Here is a 23874-nt window from a genome sequence, read left to right as displayed (position 1 = left end):
TTCCTAACCCAAAAGGGGTAGAAAATGCCGTTCGACCTTCAAAGCCTGGCTTGGCACCGCTCGATTGGAAAGCTGATCATGCAGTTGAACCGTCCAGAATTCTGGAGTTCACTTGTTCGTATATTGAATGAATATGTTCAAATCGATAATTGGGTTGTATTGATTTTTAGCAATCAACAAGTGCAAGTTGTTAGTCTCCCAGAGATAACAGATGCGGAAGAGATAGACGCGTTCATTCATCGCTATGTGAAGGGGCTTTATCTGCTGGATCCATTTTATATAGCTAATCGAGAAGACCCGCAGAGCGGTTTCTTCCATCTGCTGGATATTGCGCCGGAGTATTTTCTTGAGACTGAGTATTACCAACAATATTTTGCACAATATATCTCTGTGGATGAGGCTCAGTACAATGTTCAGCTCGACTCCGATAGAACGTTATGCATTTCTGTTGGTAGCAAAGTCCGTTTTAATCAAGAGCAAATAACAATGCTTGATATTATCAAGCCATGGGTGACTGCATTAATGCATCAGCGCATGTGCTTTGAAATTGACGTAGAGAAAAATCTCACCGAACCACCTCTATGGCCAGAAACGATTACCCAGCTTGGCACGCAAATAACAACGCGCGAAAGTGATGTGCTCAGATTATTGCTTAGTGGCTTCTCCAATAAAGAGATCGCCGGAAAACTTTCCCTCTCAGTAGAAACGATAAAGGTTCACCGTCGCAATATTTACGCCAAATTAAACATCAAGTCACAATCCGAACTATTTGCCCGATTTTTTATGCCAAAACAGGATATTTTTCCTACAAGTTGAAATCGGCGTTTTAGTCTGGGCTTTCCCTCTAAATGGGGTCACAGCTTCAGGTACGAACTCGGTCTGATTGCATCCATGTTCAAGTGTTTTATCGCCCGACGGATAATCGGCAGCTTTAATCGCGTGGAGAAACCAGTTCGCTCTGAGATACGGATAGACGTTGCAGGTCAGCCAGTGTCATCGGGATATCCTTGTGTCATGCATCGATGCGGGCGGCTAGCGTCTACTCTGGACTGTCAGACAGTACTTCCTGTGTAACCCTGTGGAGCATTGCATGTTCAAAAACTGGAGTGGTCAGGTCGCATTGATCAGTGGAGCTGGCAGCGAACATGGGATTGGTCTCGCCATCGCGCGACGGCTTGGGGACTCGGGCGCAAAGCTGATCATCACCGGCAGCAGTGCCCGTATCCATGATCGCGTCGCGGAACTGATCGCGGCAGGTTATGAGGTGCAAGGACGCACTGCAGATCTCACTCAGCCGGCTCAGGTCGTCGAACTGGTGACTTGGGCGGAATCGCTATGGGGGCGAATCGATGTACTCGTGAACAACGCCGGTATGGCGATTCAGGGGGAAGCCGAAACGTTTTCTGAAGTGGCCAATATGAGCGTCGATGTGTGGAACACTTCGATTGCCCGTAATCTGACCACTGTATTTTTGCTGACCCGCGCAGTGTTGCCGGGGATGCAGAATCGTCTATACGGACGCATCGTCCATATCAGTTCTACGACCGGCACCCGCGTCAGCAACCCTGGCGAGGCCGCGTATGCGGCGGCGAAAGCGGGGATTGTGGGCATGAACATGAGCTTGGCGCTGGAAGTCGCGCCATACGGTATCACCGTGAACTCTGTTGCCCCTGGGTGGATCGCGACGCAATCGAGCACAGCAGAGGAAATGACCGCAGCGCAGTATGTTCCCGTCGGGCGTGCCGGTAGACCAGAGGAGGTCGCTGCCGCGGTAGCCTTTCTTGCTTCTCCAGAGTCCAGCTACATTACGGGCGAGCTTCTCGTGGTCGACGGGGGCAACTGCCTCTCTGAGAACAAAAGGCCCCGTTGAGGGGCAGCTATGGGGCGAACGCTGCCGTTGCTCACCGGCAGCTATGGGTCGGTTAGCGACCACCACGCACCCTGACTGATCCACCCTTGTCCTCCCTCAACGTGGAAGATCATTGCTACATATAGTCATCAGCCTTGGAACAAGGGAAAGCTAGTCGGGCAGAAAGCCCCGCTCCGAGTCAGAGATATCTGGGCCCAGTGCAATTTGAAATCACTGAGCAAACTCGAACGATTTTGGAGGCGTGGATACATCAGGCCCGCCTCCGCAGCGAGGACTTCTTGTTTCCGACCCGGTTGCACGGCTCAGACGATCTATCCACCAGGCAATACGCTCGAATAGTCAAAGCATGGGTGACAACCATTGGCCTTGACCATTTCTCCCGGATCGACCGATCCGCCGGACGGTCTGTTAGTCGTTACGTGTCTGTTCAAGCCGCTTATCAAGCTCGCTTGGCGGCAAGTTCGGCGTCGAGTGAAGCGTCAGCCAGACGGCCCGCAGAATGTTGATCGCGGCCATGTTCAGGTGTTGTTCGGCGGCGTGCAGGGCCAGTTCGGCTGCCAGGCGCTTGTCGGCAGCACTGAGGTGCGCCGTTTTGTGGGTCATGTCCGCATCGACATTGGCCAACAGCCCCTGGAGTTCCTGCACCGCCTGATCCGATGCCTGACGCATGTCCGCCAGCAGGCGGCTGGCTTCGGCAGGCGTCATGGCCAAGGCGCGGACGCTGCGAAAAGTCAGGCGGGCGGGCAAGGTGGCCAAACTGAAACCCGTCGAAATTAACTTGCCAATCATACGAACAACTCCTGTAAACGAGTGCTTCAGCAGCGTATCAGAGTAAATCGCAAAAAAATGTCTGCTCATCGCTTGCCAGAATCAACTCTCCGCCTCTTTTTGGCATCAAGCGTCTGATCGTCGTCAGAACCCTCGAACGATGCGCCCATAGGCACTTTGGAGTCGGATTCACGCAGCCTTGGCAAAGGGTGTTGCACCTAGCCGATGTCCAATTTCTTCAATCGAGCCAGGCCTTGTTTGATATGACCGGCGTTTTCACCCATGGTCCACCGTGCACCACGGACATTTCCGCCCACTTCCTGTGCCCCTTGCTCCTCAATCAGCAGGGTCAACTCCTAATGGCGGCCTCTAAGGCCTGCTGATTTTCGAACAGCCTTTCCAGTACATCCGACAGTGAATAATCGCTTGGCATGGTGTCGATTCCTTTTCGAGAAAGCTCAAGCATAGCAGCGACAGTGCCCCCAATTGGAACCTGCAATAGGTCTATTGGAGTATGGTCAATTGATGAAGCTGTCACCGGCTACTTTCGACCCATAGCGGACTTACAGTACAAGAACGTTCCCGTCATCTACGCTATTCCAGCAACCCCGATGCTGAAAGCGAGGATAGGAATGACAATCCGCCGTAGAGATGATCTTACCTATTCAATCCTGCTGATCACTCCCGTTCTCCTTTACACAAGCATGGGGGCCGATCCGCTGTACACAGGCAGTTGGTACCTCGTCGGAGTGGCAGTGGCGGCGCTAGTGCCGGGTTTGATCCTGCGAGCACCCGCGTTGTTTCTGTCCGGCACGACAGCCGCAGCGGTAGCTACTCTATTGATCTACATGAAAATCATGTCCAGCCTGGAACACACTGAGGGGTTGATTGCGCTTGGGCATTTATTCTCCGTGCCCGGCATGTTGGTTGGTGCAGGCGTGTCGGCTTGGCTATTGAGGTGCCGCGTAAAAGCAAGCTTGCCGTGGATCGTCGCAGGTGTTGGTTTTCTGGGAGCTGCCTCGGGGTTCATGGTCGCCCAGATGATTGTGTGCTCCACTCTGATGTACTGCGGTGCATTGTCGCTCGGGGTGTAAAGCTGGAACCGAAAGCCCGCTTTTGGCTGTGGATTCAATGGATTACTTCCTTTCGCGAAGGGCTTTAATCGGCCCAAAAGCAGTCGTTCAGGACAGTACAAAAGGATGACTTTCCACTCCGGCGAAGAAGAGTGAATGAGATATCTTGTCGAACTGTCGATCTGCTCAACATTCCAAGGAAGCCAATGCTCAGTTCACTCGTATCAAATGGTCAGCTACAAACGCCTGACCGATTAGAACTGATGGTCCCCTGGTGGAGTTTTACGAAAACAGTCTTGGCTGCGACAGCCCTATCGTTGGTACGTGACGGGCTGATCGGATTGGACGACCCAATTCTTGATCAGCCTTTCACGTTACGCCAGCTACTGCGGCATGAGGCAGGTCTGGCTGATTACGGCGAACTTGCGGAGTATCACGCCGCCGTTGCCAACAATGAGCCAGCCTGGTCGGCAAATGAAATGATGCAACGCCTGGACGGTGCTCGACTTCGACACAGTCCCGGAACCGGTTGGCGTTACTCGAATGTGGGCTACTTGCTCATTGGCAGGCTAATTGAACGGCTAACCGATCTGACCCTTGATGCAGCAGTGATTCAACGGGCACTTTCCCCTCTGGGCCTGTCGAACGTTCGTTTTGCTAAAACGCGAGCAGACTTACAAATGACCCATCTTGGAAGCGCCTCAAATTATGACCCCGCCTGGGTTTATCACGGCCTGTTGATCGGCCCAATTTCGCAAGCAGCGCTATTTCTGGATCGACTCCTCCGCGGAGATCTGCTCTCCATGGGCTTGCTCCAGGAGATGCAGACAGCACGAACATTGGGCGGCCCGATTCCCGGGCGCCCATGGATCACGCCGGGCTATGGCCTTGGTGTGATGCAGGGGTCGATTGACGGCGGATATTCCCTATGCGGGCACACAGGCTGCGGGCCAAGCAGTGTCACTGCTGTCTACCGTATCTGCGACGGCGACGCATCGGCTTGTTGCGCTGCTTTTGAGGCGGGCGCCAGTGAAGGTGCCATCGAAGCAATCGTTGTAGGACTGCTGATGCAAGTTCTGCGGCAGGGGGCTGAAGGCGTCTAAATCCTTTGGCGTCTGCCTCATGATTTGCCGGAGACCGCTTAGGGCCGAGGCTGTGTAAAAACGTTTTCGAGCGCGACAAGTACTCAAAACCGGACTGGAAATCGCGCTTCTGCGCAAATCCACATCCGCTGACGTGCCGATAAATTTCAGATTTAACGTAGACGCGCGCACTTCAATTTTGACGAAGCGTTTTTACACACTCTGGGCCGAAAGCTGCCTGGTGTGAAGGTCTGAAAATGGGCAAGACCGGTCCTTCGTGGCACCTAATCGCTACTGATGAAGACCCTCAACTGCCGCGACATATTCCTTGCTACCAATTCCGATCTGCCCCCACACCTCACGTTCTTCTCCGCCTTGACGATCGTATTGTTCGTCGGCGTCCCAAAGTGTAAGAATTTGGTTCGGAGAACAGTATTCATACCGGTCGAACACATGCGGGCCGGAGTCGGCCGCAGCAACCACAAAAGAAAATAATTCTATCGCAGCGGTGGAGAAAATATCGATTTCATGGTTTTTATCCCAAGCAATGACTGATTCAGTGCGCTTGCTTTGTAATTCTCGACACTTATGATTTTCATGTTCAAGGCTTCAAAAAGTGTGATTAGGACCGTTAACCAAAAACCCAGTGCGGTATGCGTTGAAATTGGAGGCAGCGTGCCTTCTGTTTTACGTATGGGGCTTCTAAACGTCTCGTATTTAGTGCAGAGCGTCTTTATTCATCAACAGGTTTTGGAGGAGTGATCATTCATGTCTGGTTAACCAAAAAAGCCTCCGCAAAAGGCGGAGGCGATATCACGAAAAAGCAATATTACTCTTTTGTCGAAAAGAGACCTTTTGGCAACTCTTTACCATTTTCGTTGTAAGCGGCTTTAACGCTAATATAAGACTCCATTTCGTCGATATAGCCATCTTTATTAGTGTCTTTTTTTGCAAATATTGCTTGAGCGCCTGGTGCAACACCCAGGAACTCTGCAAGCGAGACTCGAGCATCGTGATCGGTATCAATCGAATTGAAAATCGCGTCGCCACATTTGCCTTCACCGCATTTTCCTTCAGCGGTGATTGCCTTCGAGGGCTTGGCGTTGGTTTCACTGGAACCGCATTTGCCCTCGCCACATTTACCTTCCGAGGTTTTATCCGCAGCGGCTAGTTGATAACCTTGAGGCAATGCTTCCACGGCAAAGGCGGCGGATGACGCTAAGCTAATGCCAGTCAGGGCAAGAGCTACCAAGCCGAGGCTGGTTTTATTCGAGAACGAGCGGGACATATTACTTCTCCGGATATTGTTGCGCGACTAAGCCGCGCAGGACATGCCAGAAAGAGAAAAACCTTCTAGAAGGCAAAAGGCGAAGCGGATGAAACCAGAGATCTCTGGCGACATACGCGCAACCACGTTCACTTCGACAGGCAGATCTCATTTGGGCCAAACCATTTAGCCGTAGCCGTGTATCCTTGATGTATCGGTAAAATAGGTTTTTGTAAGTCAATGTTTAATAGTTTCTTTGAGATACAATGCAATACATATATATAATTCTGTTTCGCAAATTTTGAATTAAGATTCTGGACCTCTTCACCCAATGTGGCCTTTTGCCTCTGATTAAGGGGTTAAGACAGATGGCAATGATCTGCTAAACTCGTAAAAATTCAATGACGCGAATTTGCGTTGCACAGAGCAAACCACTATAGGCAAGCTGGTATTGGCGGCAGGTAGAAGACTTTGCTTATGCTCGATTTATGTAAAGAGGCCCGCAGAGTAGAAAAAAGATAGTGAATAGCGCGATGACTGCGAAGCTGGCTTCGGGCAATAGTTATTAAGACCAGTAGGCAGTAAGACTACTCAAACCTTGAATAACGTAGGACGCAACGTGCCGCACTTTCACATACGGTTGTGACTTCAAAAAAAAATCCAGGGCCTGATTAAGGCTCCGGATTTTTTTGTGGACTATTGGACACCATCGCAAGCAGCAGGCTTTATCGTGCGGGCCGAACGACCGAGCTGAAATTGAATGCCACTGCTGAGGTTACTCCGCAAGTGTGACCTTCGCAGCGGGCGCCTTGCGTACGCGCATGATCCGGAAAGCTAAAAAACTGACCACGGCGAAGGCAGCATTCAGAGCGACCATTGGCAAGGCCGAGTCGTCCTGAAGTCGACTGAGCAATAGGCCGGAAATAGTCGCGCCAGCCATCTGGGCAAAACCGATAAAACCCGCCGCCAACCCTGCGCGAGTCGGGTTTGGTATCACCGCGCCAGCTACCGAACCCGGCAAGACCATGCCCGCGCCCAGAGTCAGCACCATCTGTGGCAGCATCAAGCCGAGCACTGATGGGCCGATAAGTTCATGGAGTACCAGGACCAGGCTGGCGCCAACCGCAACTAGGCTGGTGCCGATACCCACGATTTTTTCCGGACCGAACTTCATGATCGTACGGTTGGTAAAAATCGCACCAGCGATCATCCCCGACACGATGCCGCCGAAAACCAGGCCATACTGGGTCGGGCTCAAGCCGAGTTGCCCAACGAATACCCGCGAGGAGCCGGCAATAAAGCAGAACATCGCGCCATAGGTGCAGGCAATGGCCATGGAAAAGCTGCGCAAGGATGAGCTTTTGAGTAACACAGCGTAGTTGCTTAAAAGCGTTTTCAACCGACCCGCCTGTGGGTCGCGTTGCAGATTGGTCTCCTTGAAGAACAGCGAGGCGATCAGCGCAAGTGCTCCAAACAATACGGTGGCGAACACAACCGCGCGCCAGCCTCCAGCGTGGGTAGCGATCAACCCGCCAAGCACCGGTGACAGCATGATCGCACTGAGCATGCCAATCACGGTGATGGCCATTATTGGGCCCGCTTTCTCTTTCCAGACATCGCGCACGATGCTCCGCGCCACTACCAACGCAGCGCAGGCACCCAGCCCCTGAAGCGCTCGGCCACCGATGAACTCGGCCATATTCCCTGCAAACGCCATCCATAGAGAAGCAAGCACATAAATGGCGACCCCGGCGAGCAGCAACGGCCGGCGACCGATGCGGTCGGATAGCGGGCCTAGGAAAAGTTGTCCGAGGCCAAAGACAGCGACAAACACTGATAAAGCCGCCAAGGAGGCACCCGGCGCGGCGTTGAGCCCCATCTCAAGGTCTCGCAGGCTAGGGATCAGCAACTGGGTAGAAATTTCACCTAGGCCGCAAAGTCCGATTAGGAGGGCAAGCAACACGCTGGAACGACTAGGATATTTCATGGCTATTTCCAAGGTGACGTGAGGGTGGCACGCTCAATCTGTTGGGGTTTCTGGCTGGGTTATGGCGCATTAAAACGAAGTCGCAAGCGTAAGAAACCTGCGGTATTATGATCATAATAATTTATTGCTGTAAATATGACGGGCATAATTTTATCTGCCGTTTATCTCCTTAGGATCCCTTGGGCACCTTCGCATGCGGGACGCTACGTCAATCGCGCGCTACCCGATGCCGAACTCGACACATTCGTCGACACCATGGCTCGCCGCATCGCCCGGTTCGACAAACAGTCAATTGCCGACATCAAGAGACTGGTCGACGCGGCCAGCCTGCCACCCAATGAAGCCATCGCCTCAGAATGGGAAGGTTTCATCGGTTCAGTGAAACGTCCGGCGGCGCAACCCCGTATAAAACAGCTAATGGAACTTGGGTTGCAGATAAAAGCCGACGTTGAGAAACGCCTTGCGCATTACACCGGCACCTTGGGTGAGGAATCGAAATAGTTTCCACGCTTTTTTGAAGGAGTCGAATGCAATGTTTTGCATACCTGAAAGCAGGGCTTCGCCTTGCAGATGTAGTTGTTGATTTTTCCAGAGGCTGAAAATACAACGCCGAATCAAACGGGGCTTTGTGTCGGCGCCCAAACTTCCTACCAGGCATCACGGCCAAAACCTTCTCCTAATTTGGAGGTATTCGATGAGTGCTAGCACCGAACTCAACTCTTTTACCGGTTGGGCTGCTATGGCGGCCGGCGCTCCACTGGAGCGCTATAGCTATAATCCCGGTCCGTTGGGAGATGAAGAGGTAGAGGTCGCTATTGAGTATTGCGGCGTCTGCCACTCTGACCAGTCGATGATCGATAACGAATGGGGGCTGAGCCAATATCCTTTTATCCCCGGTCACGAAGTGGTCGGCAGCATCGTGCGAATGGGTACGCACGTGCGCGGGCTCGATGTAGGGCAACGCGTGGGGATTGGTTGGTACAAGGGCAGTTGCATGCATTGCTCCTCGTGCATCGGTGGCTCACACCACTTATGCGGCACCGTCAAACCCACCATTATTGGTAGCAACGGTGGTTTTGCGGATTACCTGCGTTCGCACTGGGCCTGGGCTGTTCCGTTACCGAAAGAACTCGACCCTGCCATGGCCGGGCCACTGTTCTGCGCTGGCTCGACGGTCTTCAATCCACTTCTGGAATTCGAAGTCAAACCCACTGACCGCGTCGGCGTAGTGGGCATTGGTGGCCTCGGTCATCTGGCACTTCGCTTCCTTAACGCCTGGGGGTGCGAAGTCACGGCCTTTACCTCGACCTTGGACAAACAGGACGAAGCCAAGCGTCTGGGTGCACACAACGTGATGGCCTCGACCGATAGCAATGCACTGAGAGCCATTGCCGGCACCCTGGATTTTCTCTTAGTCAGCGCCAGCGCGGATCTCGACTGGCCGACCATGCTAGGAACGCTGCGCGGGAAAGGCCGACTGCATTTTGTAGGCATCGTGCCGAGCGCCATTCCAGTACATGTTTTCAACCTGATACCACAACAAAAAAGCTTGTCCGGCTCACCAATCGGTTCGCCCAACAACACGGCAACCATGCTGGAATTTTGCGCACGTCATAATATCCTGCCGCAAGTAGAGATATTCCCCATGAGCCGAGTTAACGAAGCCATCGATCATTTGCGCAGTGGCAAGGCCCGATACCGCGTCGTGCTGGACGCGAACAAATGACAAACCGGCGTGGCAAGTGCGCTACACGCACTATCAAATTCACGCTCGCGATGTATCGACCGCGCGTCTTAAGTACTTACCCGCCGCCATCTACCTGAGAGGACAATCTCATGCCTTCGATCTCGCTCAAATTGTCAGGTCCACGCAATCCCAACTTGGGTCAGCAAGCTATGGTTGTTATCAATCAGCTCACTGCCACGGTATTGGGCAAACAGCCTGAACTCATGGCAACGACCGTCGAATATATCGCCAATGAGGATTGGTTCATCGCCGGGGAAACCGTTATCGCAGGCAGGGGGTAGCGCGTTCCATCTTGTTATCAGCATCACTGACGAGACCAATACAAAAAAAGAAAAAGCGCGTTTTCTCCTAGCGAATCTACCTATCCACATAGACCGATAAATAGGGAAAAGTTCTAGGGACCCGTTGGTTAAATAGCCAATGCTCTCAGTGTTCGACTACTTTTGAAATTTGCATACTCGATGCCCGCTTCTGTCCGTTTTTCTGCTCTGCGCGAAGTGCAGCAATAGCTCATGCTTAAATATTGGGATGGTAAAAAATGATGCAGGTTGCGACGCCCATTGCCGCAGGAACTTCGAGATATTGGCCAGGTCAATAGCGGCCCGGTATAGGAAGTGCCGGGCAGCGCTGTGATCTGTTTACAGCAGTGCCGTCCGAATTCACTCGAGTCCGCCCCCTGATGCCAACCAAGAGTTTTCTGCCGGGTCTCATTCTGGTGTTCTGCGCCGTCGCGTCGCTTTATTCGTTTGCTGCCGAGCGAAGAGCTCCCGCGCAAAGCAACGGCGCATCAACGACCCTGATCGAAACTGCCTCGCGGCACGAAAATGGCCAACTGGATCAGGCCGCCGCCACGCTTGAGCGTGCCCTGCATATCCAGCCGAACAATCCCGCGACGCTGCATTACCTTGGTGTGTTGCGTCTTCAGCAGGGGCAGTACCAGCAGGCTGAAACCTTGGCAGTGCGCTCGAACATGCGGGTGGGTCGCAACGTCGAATTGCGCAACCGTAACTTCCAATTGATCCAGGCGGCGCAGCAGGCCCAGTCTTCGGGTACCGCACCCAATGCCCCAAACGATCTGGTCGCAGCACAGAAGGGGTTAGCAGAGGAGAGCCAAAGTCGCCGGGAAGCGAAAATGGCGGTTGTTGAGCAATCCACTCAGAACACTGGACGCAACGCTGACAACTTCACTCACGCAGAGGCAAATCGGGTTTCGGATGCACCGACGGTTGGCAGAGCCGGGCCCGAAGGACAATTGCAAATGGTTAATGTCGAGCCAGAGCCTGCGTACGGTGAGGTTGAGATTCCCCGCGGTCATATGCCACCTCCGGGTAAATGCCGAATCTGGTTTCCTGATCGTCCGCCGGGGCATCAGCCTGCACCGGGCAAATGCAAGAAGCTGCGATATCGGGTTCCGTCAGGGGCCTACCTGGTGCGCGGTTGAGTTGCTGATGTCCTCTTTTGCACGCGCTGCTACGTGAAATCCGAGACCTCAGACCTCTGCTAAAAGCAAGGGTTTCAATCTCAGGCGTGTACGTTTCTGCCGTGGAAATCATGCTGGATTTTTTTTAACAGAATCGGCCGTTTATTGCCTGTCGCGACCGGCTGAAAAACGAGCCGAAGCAGTCAGTTGGCGTGGGGACACAACTTGGGTGGTGTGTGCCAGTGGACTGCGGCGTCGACATGAACATGTTTTTGTTTTGGAGGCATGAAGGGCGTGTCGAGCGTGCCCAGTGCTATCGAAACCCAATCGGAAAATTCGCCTTGAGATCGTGACCAGAATAGCGTCGAACCACAGTGCGCGCAGAACTCGCGTAACACCGCCTCTGAGGAAGCATAGGTTTTGATGCTGGTGGCGCCACTGAGTATCCGTAGCGCGTTGCGGGGAACGCTGCCATACGAAGCGAATGCTGCTCCGTGACCTTTGCGACACTGGCTGCAATGACAATGACTCACTGCTTTTGGTGGAGTGAGTAGCTCGTAACTGACTGCTGCGCAGAGGCAGCTTCCTTGGTGTACCTCTGTCATGCGCCCATCCCTGAAAGTGAAAACACATCAGCTTAATCATCTCTATCAAGACAGTCGACTGACTCCACGCCAGCCCAAATAGATGGGGGGCAGCCTAAGCAGGACACCAAGGCTTAGGAGCAACAAGATCATGACTTAGGCCCGCCACGGCGGAAGAGCCCCTTCGAAAAGTGAAAAGGCTCGATGCAGGAAACTGTTGAAGCGAGCGGCATCACGCCGCAACCCTGCCTGTTGACCACCAATCAGGCACAGATGGGCCACCTGACCAATCACTTCTGCTTCGCCTGGCATATGGACCAAGCGGCGGCACGTCCGTATTGCGAAGTCCAGTCGTCTTGTGTCAACACGCTGCTGAAACTCGCCTACCAACGGATCGTGCAGCGACCAGGCTCGGATGGAAACTTCCCGCCCAGGTTGTTTCTCAGCGGCAATACTCAAGTAGCGTTTCAAGATTTCGCCCGCGCTACGACCCTGCGCCGCATAAGTGAGCATGCGCTCCGTGTAGTCTTCTTCCCAAGCGGCCAACAAGGTGCGGACAAAGTCTTCGCGATTGCGGAAGTGGTGATAGAACGATCCGCGGGTCACATTCAATCGGCGCGATAGACTCTCGGCCGAAACGCCAACATGCCCTATTTGGTCGAGGGCCTCAAAACCAGCCGCGATCCAATGATTACGAGTTAGTTTTCTCACCCGTTATTTCGCTCCATATTTAGCGCCATACAGACTGTGTATGGTGCGCAACCGATTGATACGCTGCGAACACCAGCAAAGATGGCCGTTGCGTTTTGCACGCCAGCACTTTTCATGGAGCTCGCCTTGAAGAAAATCGTCCTGGTTGCTTTCGACCAATTCACTGATATTGATCTATTCCTGATGTGGGACATTTTAGGCCGCAACACTGAAGACTGGCACGTCCGAATATTGGGTTCCAGCTCTATCGTGCGATCGGCGCACGGCCTGCCTGTTTCGGTGCACGGTCCGCTTTCCGAGGCCAATAGTGCCGACGCGGTATTGTTCGTCAGCGGCAAGGAAGGGATACCCGCTGCACTTGCCGCCCCGGATTTCCTGCCGTCGTTTGAACTTGACTCCAGACGCCAGCGAATCGGTTCCATATGCGCCGGAGCTTTCATTCTCGAACGGCTTGGGCTGCTCAGCGGCCAAGCAACTACACACCCGGATGCACGATCGAGCTTGCAAGCTCTGGGACTTGAGTCCGTGAACCAGCCTCTTGTATGCCAGGGGAACGTTGCAACCGCTGGCGGATGCCTTTCGGCGCTCTATCTGGTGGGATGGCTGGTTGAATCCTGGTTCGATGTCGACAAGCGCCGTGCGACGTTGCTCCCTGTTCTGCCAGCTGGGCAGCAAGAACTTTATGATACCTTGATCGGGCTTAGTATCCGACAAGGAGAAGTTGGCGCCTCAACAACATCCCGTTAATCCATGCGCGCTCAGCGAGATTCCTCCACTATGCAGATACCTCGTCTGCTTGGGAATGAGCAGTGAGCGCGGTTGTCCCTGTCCGGTTTGAAAGTCGGTAACCGTCACTTCCAAGCTAGACAAGCACCTACAGGGCGACAAGGAGCGTTATACGACAAACCATCGCAACAAGAAACGCGACATGGCATGTCGTCTAATTAGTAGTTAGAACTCAGGAGAGATCCCCTATGCCACGAGAATTTGAGCTCGTTATGTCCGTGCCAGTCCCATCGAGGTCCGGCATCACCCACCTTTACAAGTCGATGAACCTAGCAGACGCTTTTGCGATTCGACTCCCTGCGGGCACATCTAGCAACCCAGATTTGCTAGCTCGATTCATCCTTTCCCACCAGCCATCCTGGATCGGATGGCTCATGAAAGTCCGAGACACTATCGTTGCCTGTTTTGGTCTCAAGACAGCCAGACATTTGGCATCACTTGCTAATCGGATTGGAATTTTCAAGGTCTACAGCACGAACCAGACTGAGATCGTGTTGGGAGAGGACGACAAGCACCTCGACTTCCGGATATCGATTCTATGTTCTGGAGAGACAGAGCCAGAAGGCAATCGCCAACTCGTTTTTTCAACCGTGGTCCAGTGCCACAACCGTCTAGGCCGGGCCTACATCTTCGTTATTGCCCCATTTCACCGCTTGGTGGTTAAGGCCAGTCTCCTTCGTGCAGCGCGCGTCGGTTGGCCTCTGGCTACCTGCCCCTAAGGCTCCTGAGGTCTGACCCTTCCATCGAACTGATTTAGCTTCCAACACTGCTACTTTTATAAACAGCAGGCATTCAGATAAGTCGATCGCTGGGATTGATCAGGCCGCTTTGCTGATTGCGGATATTACCGATAGCGCGGTCGACCTTGAACCACTCGAAAGCCTCCGGCGGTTCCCACTGCAATAGCATTATTTGCTCTGCGCGCTTTTCCGAGATTGCTGGGTTCAGCCATTCCCGCGCCAGTTCGGGATTGAGCGTCACCGGCTGCCAGTCGTGTATATCCACCACGCCGCCCTTGCTGTCGGCGCTGATGAGCACGAAGCCGTCATGCGCGTCCGGTTCATGCTCGGCGGTGGGGTACTGGCCTATCGCGGTGCAGAAGATTGGTGCGCGATCCTTGCGCCGGATCAGATAAGGCTGTGTTTTCGCTCCACCTTCGTCCACCCATTCAAACCAGTTGTCGATCGCGATGATCGCCCGATGCGGCCATATCGTTCTGAAGAATGGATTATGGGCAACTCCGTCTACTCGGACCTTGATCGGTGCGGCATGCTCCATTGCCCAGCGTGGCCGCCAGCCCCAGCGCACCATGTCGGCTCGCATAAACTGACCTTCCTGGTGGAAGAGGGCGAGCTGAGCGGATGGCGCGACGTTGTAGAGCTCTAAAGGCTGATTTCCTGCATAGTTGATCAATGCGTTTGGAATGTTCAGCGCCGCGACAAAGTCATGAATGCCTCGGTACTGGGAAAGACGTCCGCACATAGTTGGAAGCCTCCGGTTGTGTTTTCAGCGTAGTCCAGAACCTGGCGGCTTGATGAGGAAAACGTCGACCCGAACATCGGTTTGCGCTGTGGCGGCATTGATCCGCGGGCCAACTAAAAACAGGAAAAGAGACTTTGGTCTCTTTTTCCGGTTTATGCACCACACGCGATACGCGCAACGCGTGTCGAAATCAGACTCGTAAGTGGCGCACTCGGGCTACTGGTTTCCAAGTCAAGACGCGTAAGGTGACGCGTCACTTCATGGCCGTATGCGGCTGTGATGCTTGATTTAGAAACTCCGGAGCGTTGAGGTGCGCCGCGTTCGAGACGCGGCAACAGGGAAAAATGATGATCGCCTGACCCTCAGTCAGTACGCCTAACGTCGATCACCAGAGAACAAAAAAAAGACAATGAATAACCTGAACTCCAGAGATTCGAACGGTCAGTTGGCGCAGGGTTTCAAACCGCGTCACGTCACAATGCTTTCTATCGCGGGGATTATCGGCGCAGGTTTGTTTGTTGGCTCCGGACATGCCATCGCTGCGGCGGGGCCGGCGGTATTGCTGGCTTATCTGTTTTCCGGCCTTTTGGTCGTTCTGGTCATGCGCATGCTGGGCGAAATGGCGGTTGCCAACCCGGACACCGGATCTTTCTCTACCTACGCCGACCAGGCAATCGGGCGTTGGGCAGGCTTCACCATCGGCTGGCTCTATTGGTGGTTCTGGGTGCTGGTGATACCCATCGAGGCGCTCGCGGCCGGGCATGTATTGAACCAATGGTTCCCGCAGATCGATACCTGGTTGTTTGCCTTGACGTCGATCATCCTGTTGGTCGTCACTAACCTGTTCAGCGTGTCCAAATACGGCGAGTTCGAATTCTGGTTTGCGATGGCCAAGGTCGTGGCGATCATCGGCTTTATCGGTCTTGGTTTTGCGGTGTTGATGGGTTGGATTCCTGAGCGCGAAGCCAGCGGCTTGAGTCGACTCATGGAGGAACATGGCGGTTTCGCGCCCAACGGTTTGTCCGCGGTTGTGGGGGCATTCATCACCATCATGTTCAGCTTCATCGGTACAGAAGCGGTGACCATTGCAGCTGCCGAATCCAACAACCCGGCGCAGAACATCGCCAAAGCCACACGCTCGGTGATCTGGCGGATCGGGGTGTTCTATCTGCTGTCCATTTTCGTGGTCATTTCCGTGGTGCCCTGGAATGATCCGTTGCTGGCGTCGGTGGGCTCTTACCAGCGAGCGCTGGAACTGATGAACATTCCCCACGCCAAGTTCATGGTAGATGTGGTGGTGTTAATCGCCGTGGCCAGCTGCATGAACTCCTCGATCTATATTGCCTCGCGCATGTTGTTTTCGCTGGGCAAGCGCGGTGATGCACCGAAGCCGCTGAAGGCGACGTCTTCGTGTGGCGTACCGAGGGCTGCAGTGATCGCCAGCACCGTACTGGGGGCCGGCGTGACCTTGTTCAGCTACTTCATGCCCGCCGGACTGTTTCAGTTTCTGCTCGCCAGTTCTGGCGCCATTGCCTTGCTGGTCTACCTGGCTATCGCAGTATCGCAATTGCGCATGCGCAAGATTCTGCGTCGGCAGAATGTCACGCTGACCTTCAAAATGTGGTTGTTCCCTTGGCTCACCTGGTTGGTCATCGCCTTCATCTGCGCAGCGTTGGCGGTGATGATGGTGACGCCCGAGCACCGTATGGAAGTTTCTTCGACCATTGGCCTGGCACTGGTGATTTCCTTTATCGGCCTTGTGACCGCGCGTCAGCATGGGCAGCCGCAGCGTGCAGTGTCGGCGGAAAGTGCATAGCAGCTTTATTTGCATAAACCTGCTTGCGATCTTTTCAGTGTGCCAGCAGTGGCGGGGCGGTTAACGCCGCCAGCGCCACGGGCCATTACCGCTCACTGCGAGAAAAAACATCGATGGCATACAACACCTCCAAGGCCGTTCCTCTGCAAACCATTGGTTTCTTGCTGCTGGACCAGTTCACGCTGATCTCTTTGGCATCTGCCATAGAGCCTCTGCGAATGGCCAATCAGCTGACCGGACAAGAGCTGTACCGCTGGCACACCTTCAGTTTGGGGGGCGAGCGGGTATGGGCGAGCGATGGCATGCCGATCACCCCGGATGCGGCGATCAATAACGCACCGATACTGGATACCGTGATCGTCTGCGGCGGCATTGGCATTCAAAGCGCGGTGACCCATGCGCACATTACCTGGTTGCGAGCCCAGGCGCGGCGCGCAAAGCGGATAGGGGGCGTGTGCACAGGGAGTTGGGCCTTGGCCCAGGCAGGCTTGCTCGATGGCTTCGATTGCAGCGTGCACTGGGAGTTTCTGGCGGCCATGCAGGAAGCTTTTCCGCGAGTGAACCTCAGCTCCAGTCTATTCACCCTTGACCGAGACCGCTTCACCAGCTCCGGTGGCACCGCGCCAATGGACATGATGCTGCACCTGATCAGTCGCGATCATGGTCATGAACTATCAGCGGCCATCTCCGACATGTTCGTCTACGAGCGAATCCGCAACGAACAGGATCACCAACGCGTGCCCCTTAAACACATGCTGGGTACCCACCAACCGAAGTTGCAGGAAATCGTCGCCTTGATGGAGGCCAACCTGGAAGAGCCGATCGACCTTGATGAACTGGCGAATTATGTCAGTTTGTCCCGTCGACAGCTGGAGCGGTTATTCCAGAAATACCTGCATTCCTCACCCTCACGCTACTACCTCAAGTTGCGTCTGATCCGCGCTCGTCAGTTACTCAAGCAAACGCCGATTTCGATAGTAGAGTTGTCGGTGGTGTGCGGCTTTGTGTCCACCCCTCATTTCTCAAAGTGCTATCGCGAGTGCTTTGGCATCCCACCCAGCGATGAGCGCTTGGCGGCGCAAACGCAAACGCAACCGCAAGCGACATCAAGGCCGGTTGTACAGGCATTGCCACTGGCAAGGCCGATGAGTTTGCTGGATCAGGCCCGTGATGAATCAACGTTCGCCAGTATCAAAATTTTGAAGCCCTGAACAATCCGGTTGATAAACTCATTACTCCAAATAATCAGCGTCATTGCCATTCCAACTGTTGATCTGGATCGCCCTGGCCAGCCGCTTTCCCACTTACATCTTGCCGCAACCCTGGGACGTCGCTGAGGTATCCCCTCGGACTCCTCGATAGGTGAAACTACGCCTATCGAGGAGTTCCCCGCTTAGAACCAATAATGCAGGCCGAGCATTAATGACTGGGCGCTGTAGTCAGAGCGTACATCGCCTTGGGGCAGGCCCTGAATGTCACCGAAGTGCGCATCGCGAGTCTTGAGGTATCGATAATCCAGGGACATGGTCCATTGCTCGGTGAGCTCGTAACCTACCCCAGCTCCGAGTTGATAGGCCGGTACAGTGTCGCGATGAGTGCCGCCGAACTGGACGCCACCGGCTTCCAGGCCGCTGACCGTTAGGGTTGTGTAACCAAGGCCGCCGCCAATATAGGGAGTGAACCGACTGAAGGGGGCTGGCAGGTTCAAGACGTCGTACCAGAGGTTGGCCATCAGGGTGGTAGCTTCCTCTTCGCCTTTGCCGTCTATGCTCCCACCGCCTTCGTAGACCCGGTTATTGAACTGGGTCAGGGTGTTTTTGCGGTAGCTGAGTTCCACTTCAGGTCTGAGCCCGATGGGGAATCGCCAGCCCAATGCCAGTCCGGTGGCGTAGCCGGAGTGCAACGGTTGATTGAACTCCATCTCGACAAAATCGAGGTCGTTCTGGTTGAGGTCCTGCGCAGCAACCCAGTTCACGCCGCCCATGACACTGATGTAGGGGCCGAGCGTCTCGGCGGAACTGGACGCCGGGGTGATAAAGCCCATGCCAATGACGCCCATCACGAGATACTGAGGTTTTTTTAGTAGGTTCATGCTCGGTCCGAAGTGTGCCGTTATCGATAAGTAAGCGAGGGGTTCGGGAGCGACCGTCCATCACGCTCGCTCCCGGGATATTTCATACACGGTGCAAATGCGCTCCAGGTTTTTTCAGCCCTGGAGTACTTATGGCTTTCGCTCGTTGTTCAGCCAAAGTGCACAGGTTGCGCAGTGCTGTGGTCATTGCCGCGGTCAGCATTTTGCGCAGCAGCCCGCGGTACAAAAAACTTAACGGGCCAGAGATCTTCGCGCTATGGATGACATGGGTTTCATCCGGGGAAAGCCTGCGCATCTGATGATCGAACTCAAGGTCGATCCAAAGCAGTCTTGCCGTGTTCCGATAGCTTTCATGCATGCTTACTGCTTCCAGTTTCAGCGGCATGTTCAGTCCATTCTTGAGAATGCATTTGCCTTTCGTTCCAGATTGAAACGGGCCATTGAGTTCACACTGGCGAACGTCGGTATCCCATAACGGCGCTTCCGAAAAATTGCTCCAGATCTTCCATATTTCAGAAGGCGGCGATTTGACTATGACTTGCACTTTGACATCGTTCACGGCGACACCTTGGTTGTGGGGGACGGTCATGCCATTGCCTCAGGCTGCGGGTGCGGATTGACTCAGCACTTGAGCTGTAATACTGGCTTGACCGATTTTTTCTCCCCGGTTGAACAGGTCGATATAGATGCGGTTGGTTTTGAATGGCTGCTGCGCGTCAAAACCGGCTTGCGGTGCCAATGACAGCGGACTATTTCTGGGGATTGGTCGATCCAGGGTGAAACTCAAAGCCAGCAGGTTCATTGGGGTATTGAGTGGAATCCGCAGATAGGTGTGGGCTATCTGCATGTAGCACTGGCGGGCAACTTCGAGGAAATACACCATCGAATAGTGCTCGGGGTCGCCCTCCTGGAAGAAGTGATCATCCGGCAGCTTGAGTGTGTCCACGCTCAAGCCCTGAGCGAATGTGCTCATGTCACTGACGATGACGTTTTCTTCTCGGGCCTTATGCAGCAAGGCCTTGTCGCGGCAGCGAGTGGCCCTGAACTCGCCAGCGGGCAATGTCTCGAACGCTGAGCTGTAGGTCATCCCAAGGATGCAGGTGCACATCAGTTTTCCGCCTTGCATGACCTTTGCATGGAATACATGGGGGTCTTTGTCTTGTTCCAGATGCAGATCAATCACGCCCTGCTTTTGTACGTACTGCTGGAATTTGATACTCAGGGTTTTGACATAGGCGACTCGCCCGCTCAGTGGGGGCAGGGCAAGTTCAATCAGTTGCAACACGCCCTCAAGCAGTAAAATGCCGGGGATGTGATCAAGAGGGTGATCGAAGAAGTAAGGGTGCGCTTCATTCACCACGAGTTGGGCGTGCAGTGACTGAGGGCCGCGCTGGACGTTGGCGATCACGATGTTTTGCGGGTTACGTTGCCAGTGCGCCGGGCGCTGGACTTCAGCTCCGCGATGCAGGGCGAAAATGCCCTCCATGGCGCGAACCCTGACACGCAGCCCTGAGAGCAGGGTGTTGGTCAGCATATCGCTGAGTTGCAGCACGTCGACGCCGTCGTTTTGCGGCTCGCGTACAAGGCTGACAGGGCGGGCAGGCGGGATGACCTGCTGCAGTTCGTGGGATGCCGAGTGAGCAAAGCGCAATGTAAAGGGATGCTTGATGGCAGGAGCGGGTTCAGCCACCGGGCTCCATTCCTGAAGCTTTTCAGTAAACAACCACATCACGGCCTTGCCGGCTTCGCGAACCTCGATCACCGTGCGAACCGATGCACTCAATATCACCGCCAAGAGGGTTTCGATGCCACTGGCTTCAGCCAGGAAGCCGGTAATCTCTTGCAGTGATCCGTTTGCATGAGTCGCGTCAGGTTGCAGCTCGCAGACTTCAACGTTCTGGTATTGACTCCGCTCTTTACCCAGCAGTTGGCAAGCCTCTTCCAGCGAGTTCGCAGCATGGGCGAGGACCGCCGCGCGGATCACCAGTAAAGGTTTGTCGCTGGCGTCTGGTTGATAAGGACGCAGTGCAATCAGCCCCAGTCCTTCACCTTGCACCGTCGCTGAGTGTCGGGCGCGTTCGATCTCGATTTCACCGCTGATAAAGCGCCCTGCACCGAGCAAGAGCGTTGTTACGCCCTTCTTGAACCATTGCTGCGATGCCAGCAAGGTTTGCCAGAACAAACCCGGGGTGCCGACCAGTGTTTGATGAAATCCCTTGAAGTCAAAAATCTGCGCCGGGTAGCCGGACAACATGTTCGGCAACATGGTCGCCACGTCCGCTACCTCCACGCCCGGTGGCGTGCCTTGAGCCTGGGAGTAGAAGTTGTGAGCGCTGCTGTAAGCATTGCTGAAGCGTTCCCCACCCATGTTGCAGCACATGACCATCGCAGTGCCGGGCGAGCCGGCCACACCTGGCAGGCGTCGCAGTAAATGGTTGACGCGATCGGTGATCAACAGCTTGAACGGATCTACATGCGCCAGAGGTTTGGGGCCCATGCCGAAACCGTCGATATCAATGACGCGATCCTGCGCCAGGAATTGGCCCAGTAACGGCTGACCTGGAGCAGGGGTGTAATCAACGAAACGCCCATAAGGGAAACTGACTGGTGACGCTGCTGGCCGATCGAGCTGTTGCTTGAATGACTGTAGTGAGCAGTGACTGCCGATCGCTGCTTCAGCCTCGACAATCGCAAGGTCCAGCATTAACACGCCGGGGTTGGCCAAGTGGACGGCAGGGCGGTTATCGGGAATATATTCATCCACCACCAGATGCGCATTGGCGCCGCCAAAACCAAAGCTGGAGATGCCGATCCGGATCGCCGACTGACGATCCGCGAGCGGCTGTATCTGCTTTGTTGCCAGCTGCAAGCTGGTCTCGTCGACTTTTGCGCTGGGTCGGTAGTCGGGCTGAGGTGGAATCCCTTTGTGACGCAAGATCATCAGCGCCTTGGCGAGCGAAGCACCTCCGGCGGCGGCCAGTGGGTGGCCAATGACGGACTTGATCGAACCGATGGTAATTTTCTTGCCATCTGTGCAGTGGGGGGCAAAGAAGCTGTTCAGCGAGTCCAGCTCTGTCGCATCACCCAACGGAGTACCGGTGCCATGGGTTTCGATGTAGTCCACGTCGTTAGGATCAAGACCGATATAGGCACGCTGGTAAGCCGTGTACTGGGCCTGTTTGCCAGGCGCAAACACTGAACCTTCGGCGCCATCGGCGGACATTCCCAATGCCCGTAAAACACCTAGGGGACGACGCTGCGCAATCAGGGCCTGCGATACGGGTTCGACCAGAAAGGCGACCGCACATTCGCCCGGCACAATGCCGTCAGCGTCCTGGCCGAACGCCTGCATTTGGGCCCGGGAGGAAAAGGCGGTCAACTGCGAGAACCCCAGAAACAGCGCCGGTGGCAGCACAGTGTTCAGCGCCATGACAATCGCGTTATCCGCCTGCCCGCTATTGACCAGGGCCTGAGCCATATCGATTGCATAGGGAAACGAACTACAGGCAGTGTCTACCGATAACGCCGGGCCACCGAAGGCAAAAGCCGCAGCCAGTTCAGCCACTTGTTCACCCGGCGTGTAGCCCTTTGGTGCATCGGTCTTTCCGGACATTCCTGTGACGAAATAACTCTCGTCACTCCAAGACGTCGCGACCACCAATGCGGTGCGTTCCTTGATCAGTGGCGAGCCTTGTCCGGCAAGTTGGGTGAGGAGCGTCTGCAGTACTTTCTTACCGATGGCGACCTGCCGTCCTTCATGCCGTGAAGGGGTTGATACGTCATCGGTCAGGCAAAAAGCACTGTCCAGGTAAACGCGATCCTTTTCTCCTGCCTTTGCTGAAAAAATTGCCGCCTTATCCAGTTCCCAGCGTGTCAGCATCGAATTGATAGGCGCTATCTGTCGTTGCGACAGCAAGTGCCATAGCGCATCCGTTGACGGTGCCCCGGGAAACTCGCCAGCCATTGCGCTGAAGCAAAAGTCGCCCTCTGTTGTTACCGCGCCATTCATACCCTGTCTCCTGATTGCCAAAATGCTGGGTGATCTGTCCGATCACCCGGATTCCATGCCATTTTTTACAGCGGCTCAGTGCTTCAGCTCAGTCTTGCCAGAAGTGACAAGGCGTCCTGCGGCGTACGACGCGACATCAGCGCTTCACCGGCAAACTCGCTGGCAGAGCACTGTTGAGCCATTGATTGGCAGAGTGCTTCTCGGGCAAAACCGTTGAGCCCCAACTGTGCAAAGGGCGTCTCAATATCGAACGACTGTGGCGCGTCCGGGATCAGGGGGGACAGGGAGTTGAAAAGCAGGTTGTTTACCTGTCCTTGGGTGTCCGTTGTAGCAGGTGATTGCACGTCGGTAGCGGGTGTTGATGTCGACTCGGGGGCGGCCAGGGCGGCTTTAATCAGGGCGATTGTTGCCTGCGGATACCTGGCGTTGGCCAGCTCAGTACTGTTGGCCTTGAGTTGCGGCCACAGTGCGACGACGGACTCCAGGAAGTCCAGCTGCACGAGAGAGTCCAGGCCCAGGCTTTCATAGCTTTGTTTTTGGTCGATCTGGTCAACCGTAAAACCGGTGATATTCGCCAGTTGTTCAAGTACCGATGCTTCTATATCCACGGCAGGCGCCTGCGGCTCGGCTTCAAGGCGCGCCAGCAAGGCGGTAGGAGTGGGGGCATCAAAGAGCAGTGATGTGAGCTCTTTCTTTTCCGGGAAGTGTTGGGCCAGGGATTCGGAAATATCGACCAGCCCGAGAGAGTCGATGCCCAGACTCTCGAAACTTTGATCGAAGTCGATTTGTTCTTCTTTGAATCCTGTGACCGAACTTATTTCGGTGCGCAACCATTGCCCGTAGGTGAGTGCGGGCGTTTGTTCAACGATGGGAGCCGATGCCAGGGTTACCGAGTTCGAGTGTACGGGCTCCAGCATCGGAAGGCTTTTATTGACGGGAGCTTCAATTCCATGGGTATAAACGCCCTCGAGAACTTGTTGATGAGCATTGAAATAATGCGCAGTGACGGATTCAGCCTGCTCCAGCAAACGCATCAATATTGATTCTTTTGCGATATTGGATTCGCACAGTGAATCAATGATCTTTTCTGAAAGAGAGAAATAGCTGTTGGCTATTTTTCCATTGGACACGATGAATTCCTGCACCACATCGTTGAGTTGGAAGCGCATGAGGTTCTCCT

The 23874-nt window shown here is 54.5% G+C and carries 22 protein-coding genes and 2 pseudogenes; 13 read left to right on the top strand and 11 right to left on the bottom strand.

Going from position 1 to position 23874, the window contains the following annotated elements:
* The first annotated feature begins 24 nt into the window (after positions 1-24).
* From ABH909_RS18900 to ABH909_RS18890, 3 genes and pseudogenes are all read left to right on the top strand, one after another.
* Positions 25-816: a response regulator transcription factor gene (locus tag ABH909_RS18900; protein WP_429436066.1), complete on the top strand. Its 792-nt coding sequence runs from the start codon at positions 25-27 to the stop codon at positions 814-816.
* Positions 817-1090: 274 nt separating this feature from the next.
* Positions 1091-1870 carry an SDR family NAD(P)-dependent oxidoreductase gene (locus ABH909_RS18895; protein WP_429436063.1) on the top strand — a complete coding sequence of 260 codons (780 nt, stop codon included), beginning with the start codon at positions 1091-1093 and terminating at the stop codon, positions 1868-1870.
* Between the two features lie 108 nt (positions 1871-1978).
* Positions 1979-2241: pseudogene (locus ABH909_RS18890) on the top strand (integrase); the annotation flags it as partial.
* A gap of 37 nt (positions 2242-2278) precedes the next feature.
* Here the strand turns inward: ABH909_RS18890 and ABH909_RS18885 are convergent.
* Both ABH909_RS18885 and ABH909_RS18880 read right to left on the bottom strand, forming a co-directional pair.
* Entirely contained in the window at positions 2279-2659 is a 381-nt protein-coding gene (locus ABH909_RS18885) for a hypothetical protein (RefSeq protein WP_009043509.1), read from the bottom strand.
* Positions 2660-2856: 197 nt separating this feature from the next.
* Positions 2857-3071, bottom strand: a pseudogene (locus ABH909_RS18880) (hypothetical protein).
* A 199-nt stretch (positions 3072-3270) separates the two neighbouring features.
* Here ABH909_RS18880 and ABH909_RS18875 point away from each other — a divergent pair.
* The gene (locus ABH909_RS18875) at positions 3271-3732 is read left to right on the top strand and encodes a hypothetical protein (protein WP_429436061.1); all 462 of its coding nucleotides are present in this window, start codon (positions 3271-3273) and stop codon (positions 3730-3732) included.
* Positions 3733-3917: 185 nt separating this feature from the next.
* Entirely contained in the window at positions 3918-4814 is an 897-nt protein-coding gene (locus tag ABH909_RS18870; protein WP_429436058.1) for a serine hydrolase domain-containing protein, read from the top strand.
* 808 nt (positions 4815-5622) lie between these two features.
* Here the strand turns inward: ABH909_RS18870 and ABH909_RS18865 are convergent.
* Both ABH909_RS18865 and ABH909_RS18860 read right to left on the bottom strand, forming a co-directional pair.
* Complete coding sequence (locus ABH909_RS18865; protein WP_429436055.1) at positions 5623-6081, bottom strand: HvfA family oxazolone/thioamide-modified RiPP metallophore; 459 nt, start codon at positions 6079-6081, stop codon at positions 5623-5625.
* A 754-nt stretch (positions 6082-6835) separates the two neighbouring features.
* Positions 6836-8047, bottom strand: a complete 1212-nt coding sequence (locus tag ABH909_RS18860) for a multidrug effflux MFS transporter (RefSeq protein WP_429439984.1) — start codon at positions 8045-8047, stop codon at positions 6836-6838.
* Positions 8048-8182: 135 nt separating this feature from the next.
* Here ABH909_RS18860 and ABH909_RS18855 point away from each other — a divergent pair, with 135 nt between their 5' ends.
* The 4 genes from ABH909_RS18855 to ABH909_RS18840 all read left to right on the top strand — a co-directional run bounded on the left by ABH909_RS18855 (position 8183) and on the right by ABH909_RS18840 (position 11235).
* Complete coding sequence (locus tag ABH909_RS18855; protein ID WP_429436053.1) at positions 8183-8548, top strand: hypothetical protein; 366 nt, start codon at positions 8183-8185, stop codon at positions 8546-8548.
* A gap of 193 nt (positions 8549-8741) precedes the next feature.
* Complete coding sequence (gene ahr, locus ABH909_RS18850) at positions 8742-9773, top strand: NADPH-dependent aldehyde reductase Ahr (RefSeq protein ID WP_429436051.1); 1032 nt, start codon at positions 8742-8744, stop codon at positions 9771-9773.
* Between the two features lie 110 nt (positions 9774-9883).
* Complete coding sequence (locus ABH909_RS18845) at positions 9884-10075, top strand: tautomerase family protein (protein WP_429436048.1); 192 nt, start codon at positions 9884-9886, stop codon at positions 10073-10075.
* Positions 10076-10473: 398 nt separating this feature from the next.
* The gene (locus ABH909_RS18840) at positions 10474-11235 is read left to right on the top strand and encodes a tetratricopeptide repeat protein (RefSeq protein ID WP_429439981.1); all 762 of its coding nucleotides are present in this window, start codon (positions 10474-10476) and stop codon (positions 11233-11235) included.
* A 182-nt stretch (positions 11236-11417) separates the two neighbouring features.
* Here ABH909_RS18840 and ABH909_RS18835 read toward each other — a convergent pair whose 3' ends face one another.
* Together ABH909_RS18835 and ABH909_RS18830 are read right to left on the bottom strand one after the other, a co-directional pair.
* Positions 11418-11819 (bottom strand): GFA family protein, encoded by a 402-nt coding sequence (locus tag ABH909_RS18835; protein ID WP_429436046.1) that lies wholly within the window; start codon positions 11817-11819, stop codon positions 11418-11420.
* A 135-nt stretch (positions 11820-11954) separates the two neighbouring features.
* Positions 11955-12509, bottom strand: a complete 555-nt coding sequence (locus ABH909_RS18830) for a TetR/AcrR family transcriptional regulator (protein ID WP_429436044.1) — start codon at positions 12507-12509, stop codon at positions 11955-11957.
* 126 nt (positions 12510-12635) lie between these two features.
* Between ABH909_RS18830 and ABH909_RS18825 the strand changes: the two genes are divergently transcribed.
* Both ABH909_RS18825 and ABH909_RS18820 read left to right on the top strand, forming a co-directional pair.
* On the top strand, positions 12636-13256 hold the full coding sequence (locus tag ABH909_RS18825; protein WP_429436041.1) for a DJ-1/PfpI family protein: 621 nt from the start codon (positions 12636-12638) through the stop codon (positions 13254-13256).
* A 227-nt stretch (positions 13257-13483) separates the two neighbouring features.
* The gene (locus ABH909_RS18820; protein ID WP_429436039.1) at positions 13484-14014 is read left to right on the top strand and encodes a DUF2867 domain-containing protein; all 531 of its coding nucleotides are present in this window, start codon (positions 13484-13486) and stop codon (positions 14012-14014) included.
* A gap of 73 nt (positions 14015-14087) precedes the next feature.
* On the opposite strand, the gene ABH909_RS18815 is transcribed toward ABH909_RS18820, so the two are convergent.
* On the bottom strand, positions 14088-14777 hold the full coding sequence (locus ABH909_RS18815; RefSeq protein ID WP_429436037.1) for an SOS response-associated peptidase family protein: 690 nt from the start codon (positions 14775-14777) through the stop codon (positions 14088-14090).
* A gap of 409 nt (positions 14778-15186) precedes the next feature.
* Between ABH909_RS18815 and gabP the strand changes: the two genes are divergently transcribed.
* A complete protein-coding gene (gabP, locus tag ABH909_RS18810) occupies positions 15187-16593 on the top strand; it encodes a GABA permease (RefSeq protein ID WP_429436035.1) in 1407 nt (468 codons plus the stop codon).
* A gap of 113 nt (positions 16594-16706) precedes the next feature.
* Positions 16707-17804: a GlxA family transcriptional regulator gene (locus ABH909_RS18805; protein ID WP_429436032.1), complete on the top strand. Its 1098-nt coding sequence runs from the start codon at positions 16707-16709 to the stop codon at positions 17802-17804.
* Between the two features lie 182 nt (positions 17805-17986).
* Here the strand turns inward: ABH909_RS18805 and ABH909_RS18800 are convergent, their stop codons facing one another.
* The 4 genes from ABH909_RS18800 to ABH909_RS18785 all read right to left on the bottom strand — a co-directional run bounded on the left by ABH909_RS18800 (position 17987) and on the right by ABH909_RS18785 (position 23863).
* Complete coding sequence (locus tag ABH909_RS18800) at positions 17987-18685, bottom strand: outer membrane protein (protein ID WP_429436030.1); 699 nt, start codon at positions 18683-18685, stop codon at positions 17987-17989.
* Between the two features lie 82 nt (positions 18686-18767).
* A complete protein-coding gene (locus tag ABH909_RS18795; RefSeq protein WP_429436028.1) occupies positions 18768-19244 on the bottom strand; it encodes an SRPBCC family protein in 477 nt (158 codons plus the stop codon).
* A 39-nt stretch (positions 19245-19283) separates the two neighbouring features.
* Positions 19284-22694, bottom strand: a complete 3411-nt coding sequence (locus ABH909_RS18790; RefSeq protein WP_429436026.1) for a beta-ketoacyl synthase N-terminal-like domain-containing protein — start codon at positions 22692-22694, stop codon at positions 19284-19286.
* Between the two features lie 83 nt (positions 22695-22777).
* A complete protein-coding gene (locus ABH909_RS18785; RefSeq protein WP_429436024.1) occupies positions 22778-23863 on the bottom strand; it encodes an acyl carrier protein in 1086 nt (361 codons plus the stop codon).
* Positions 23864-23874: the final 11 nt, after the last annotated feature.

The sequence above is a fragment of the Pseudomonas sp. BS3782 TE3695 genome (assembly GCF_050435305.1).
Taxonomy (GTDB): Bacteria; Pseudomonadota; Gammaproteobacteria; order Pseudomonadales; family Pseudomonadaceae; genus Aquipseudomonas.
Note: the sequence above shows the minus strand (reverse complement) of the source record. Positions and strands in the feature narration are given on the sequence as shown.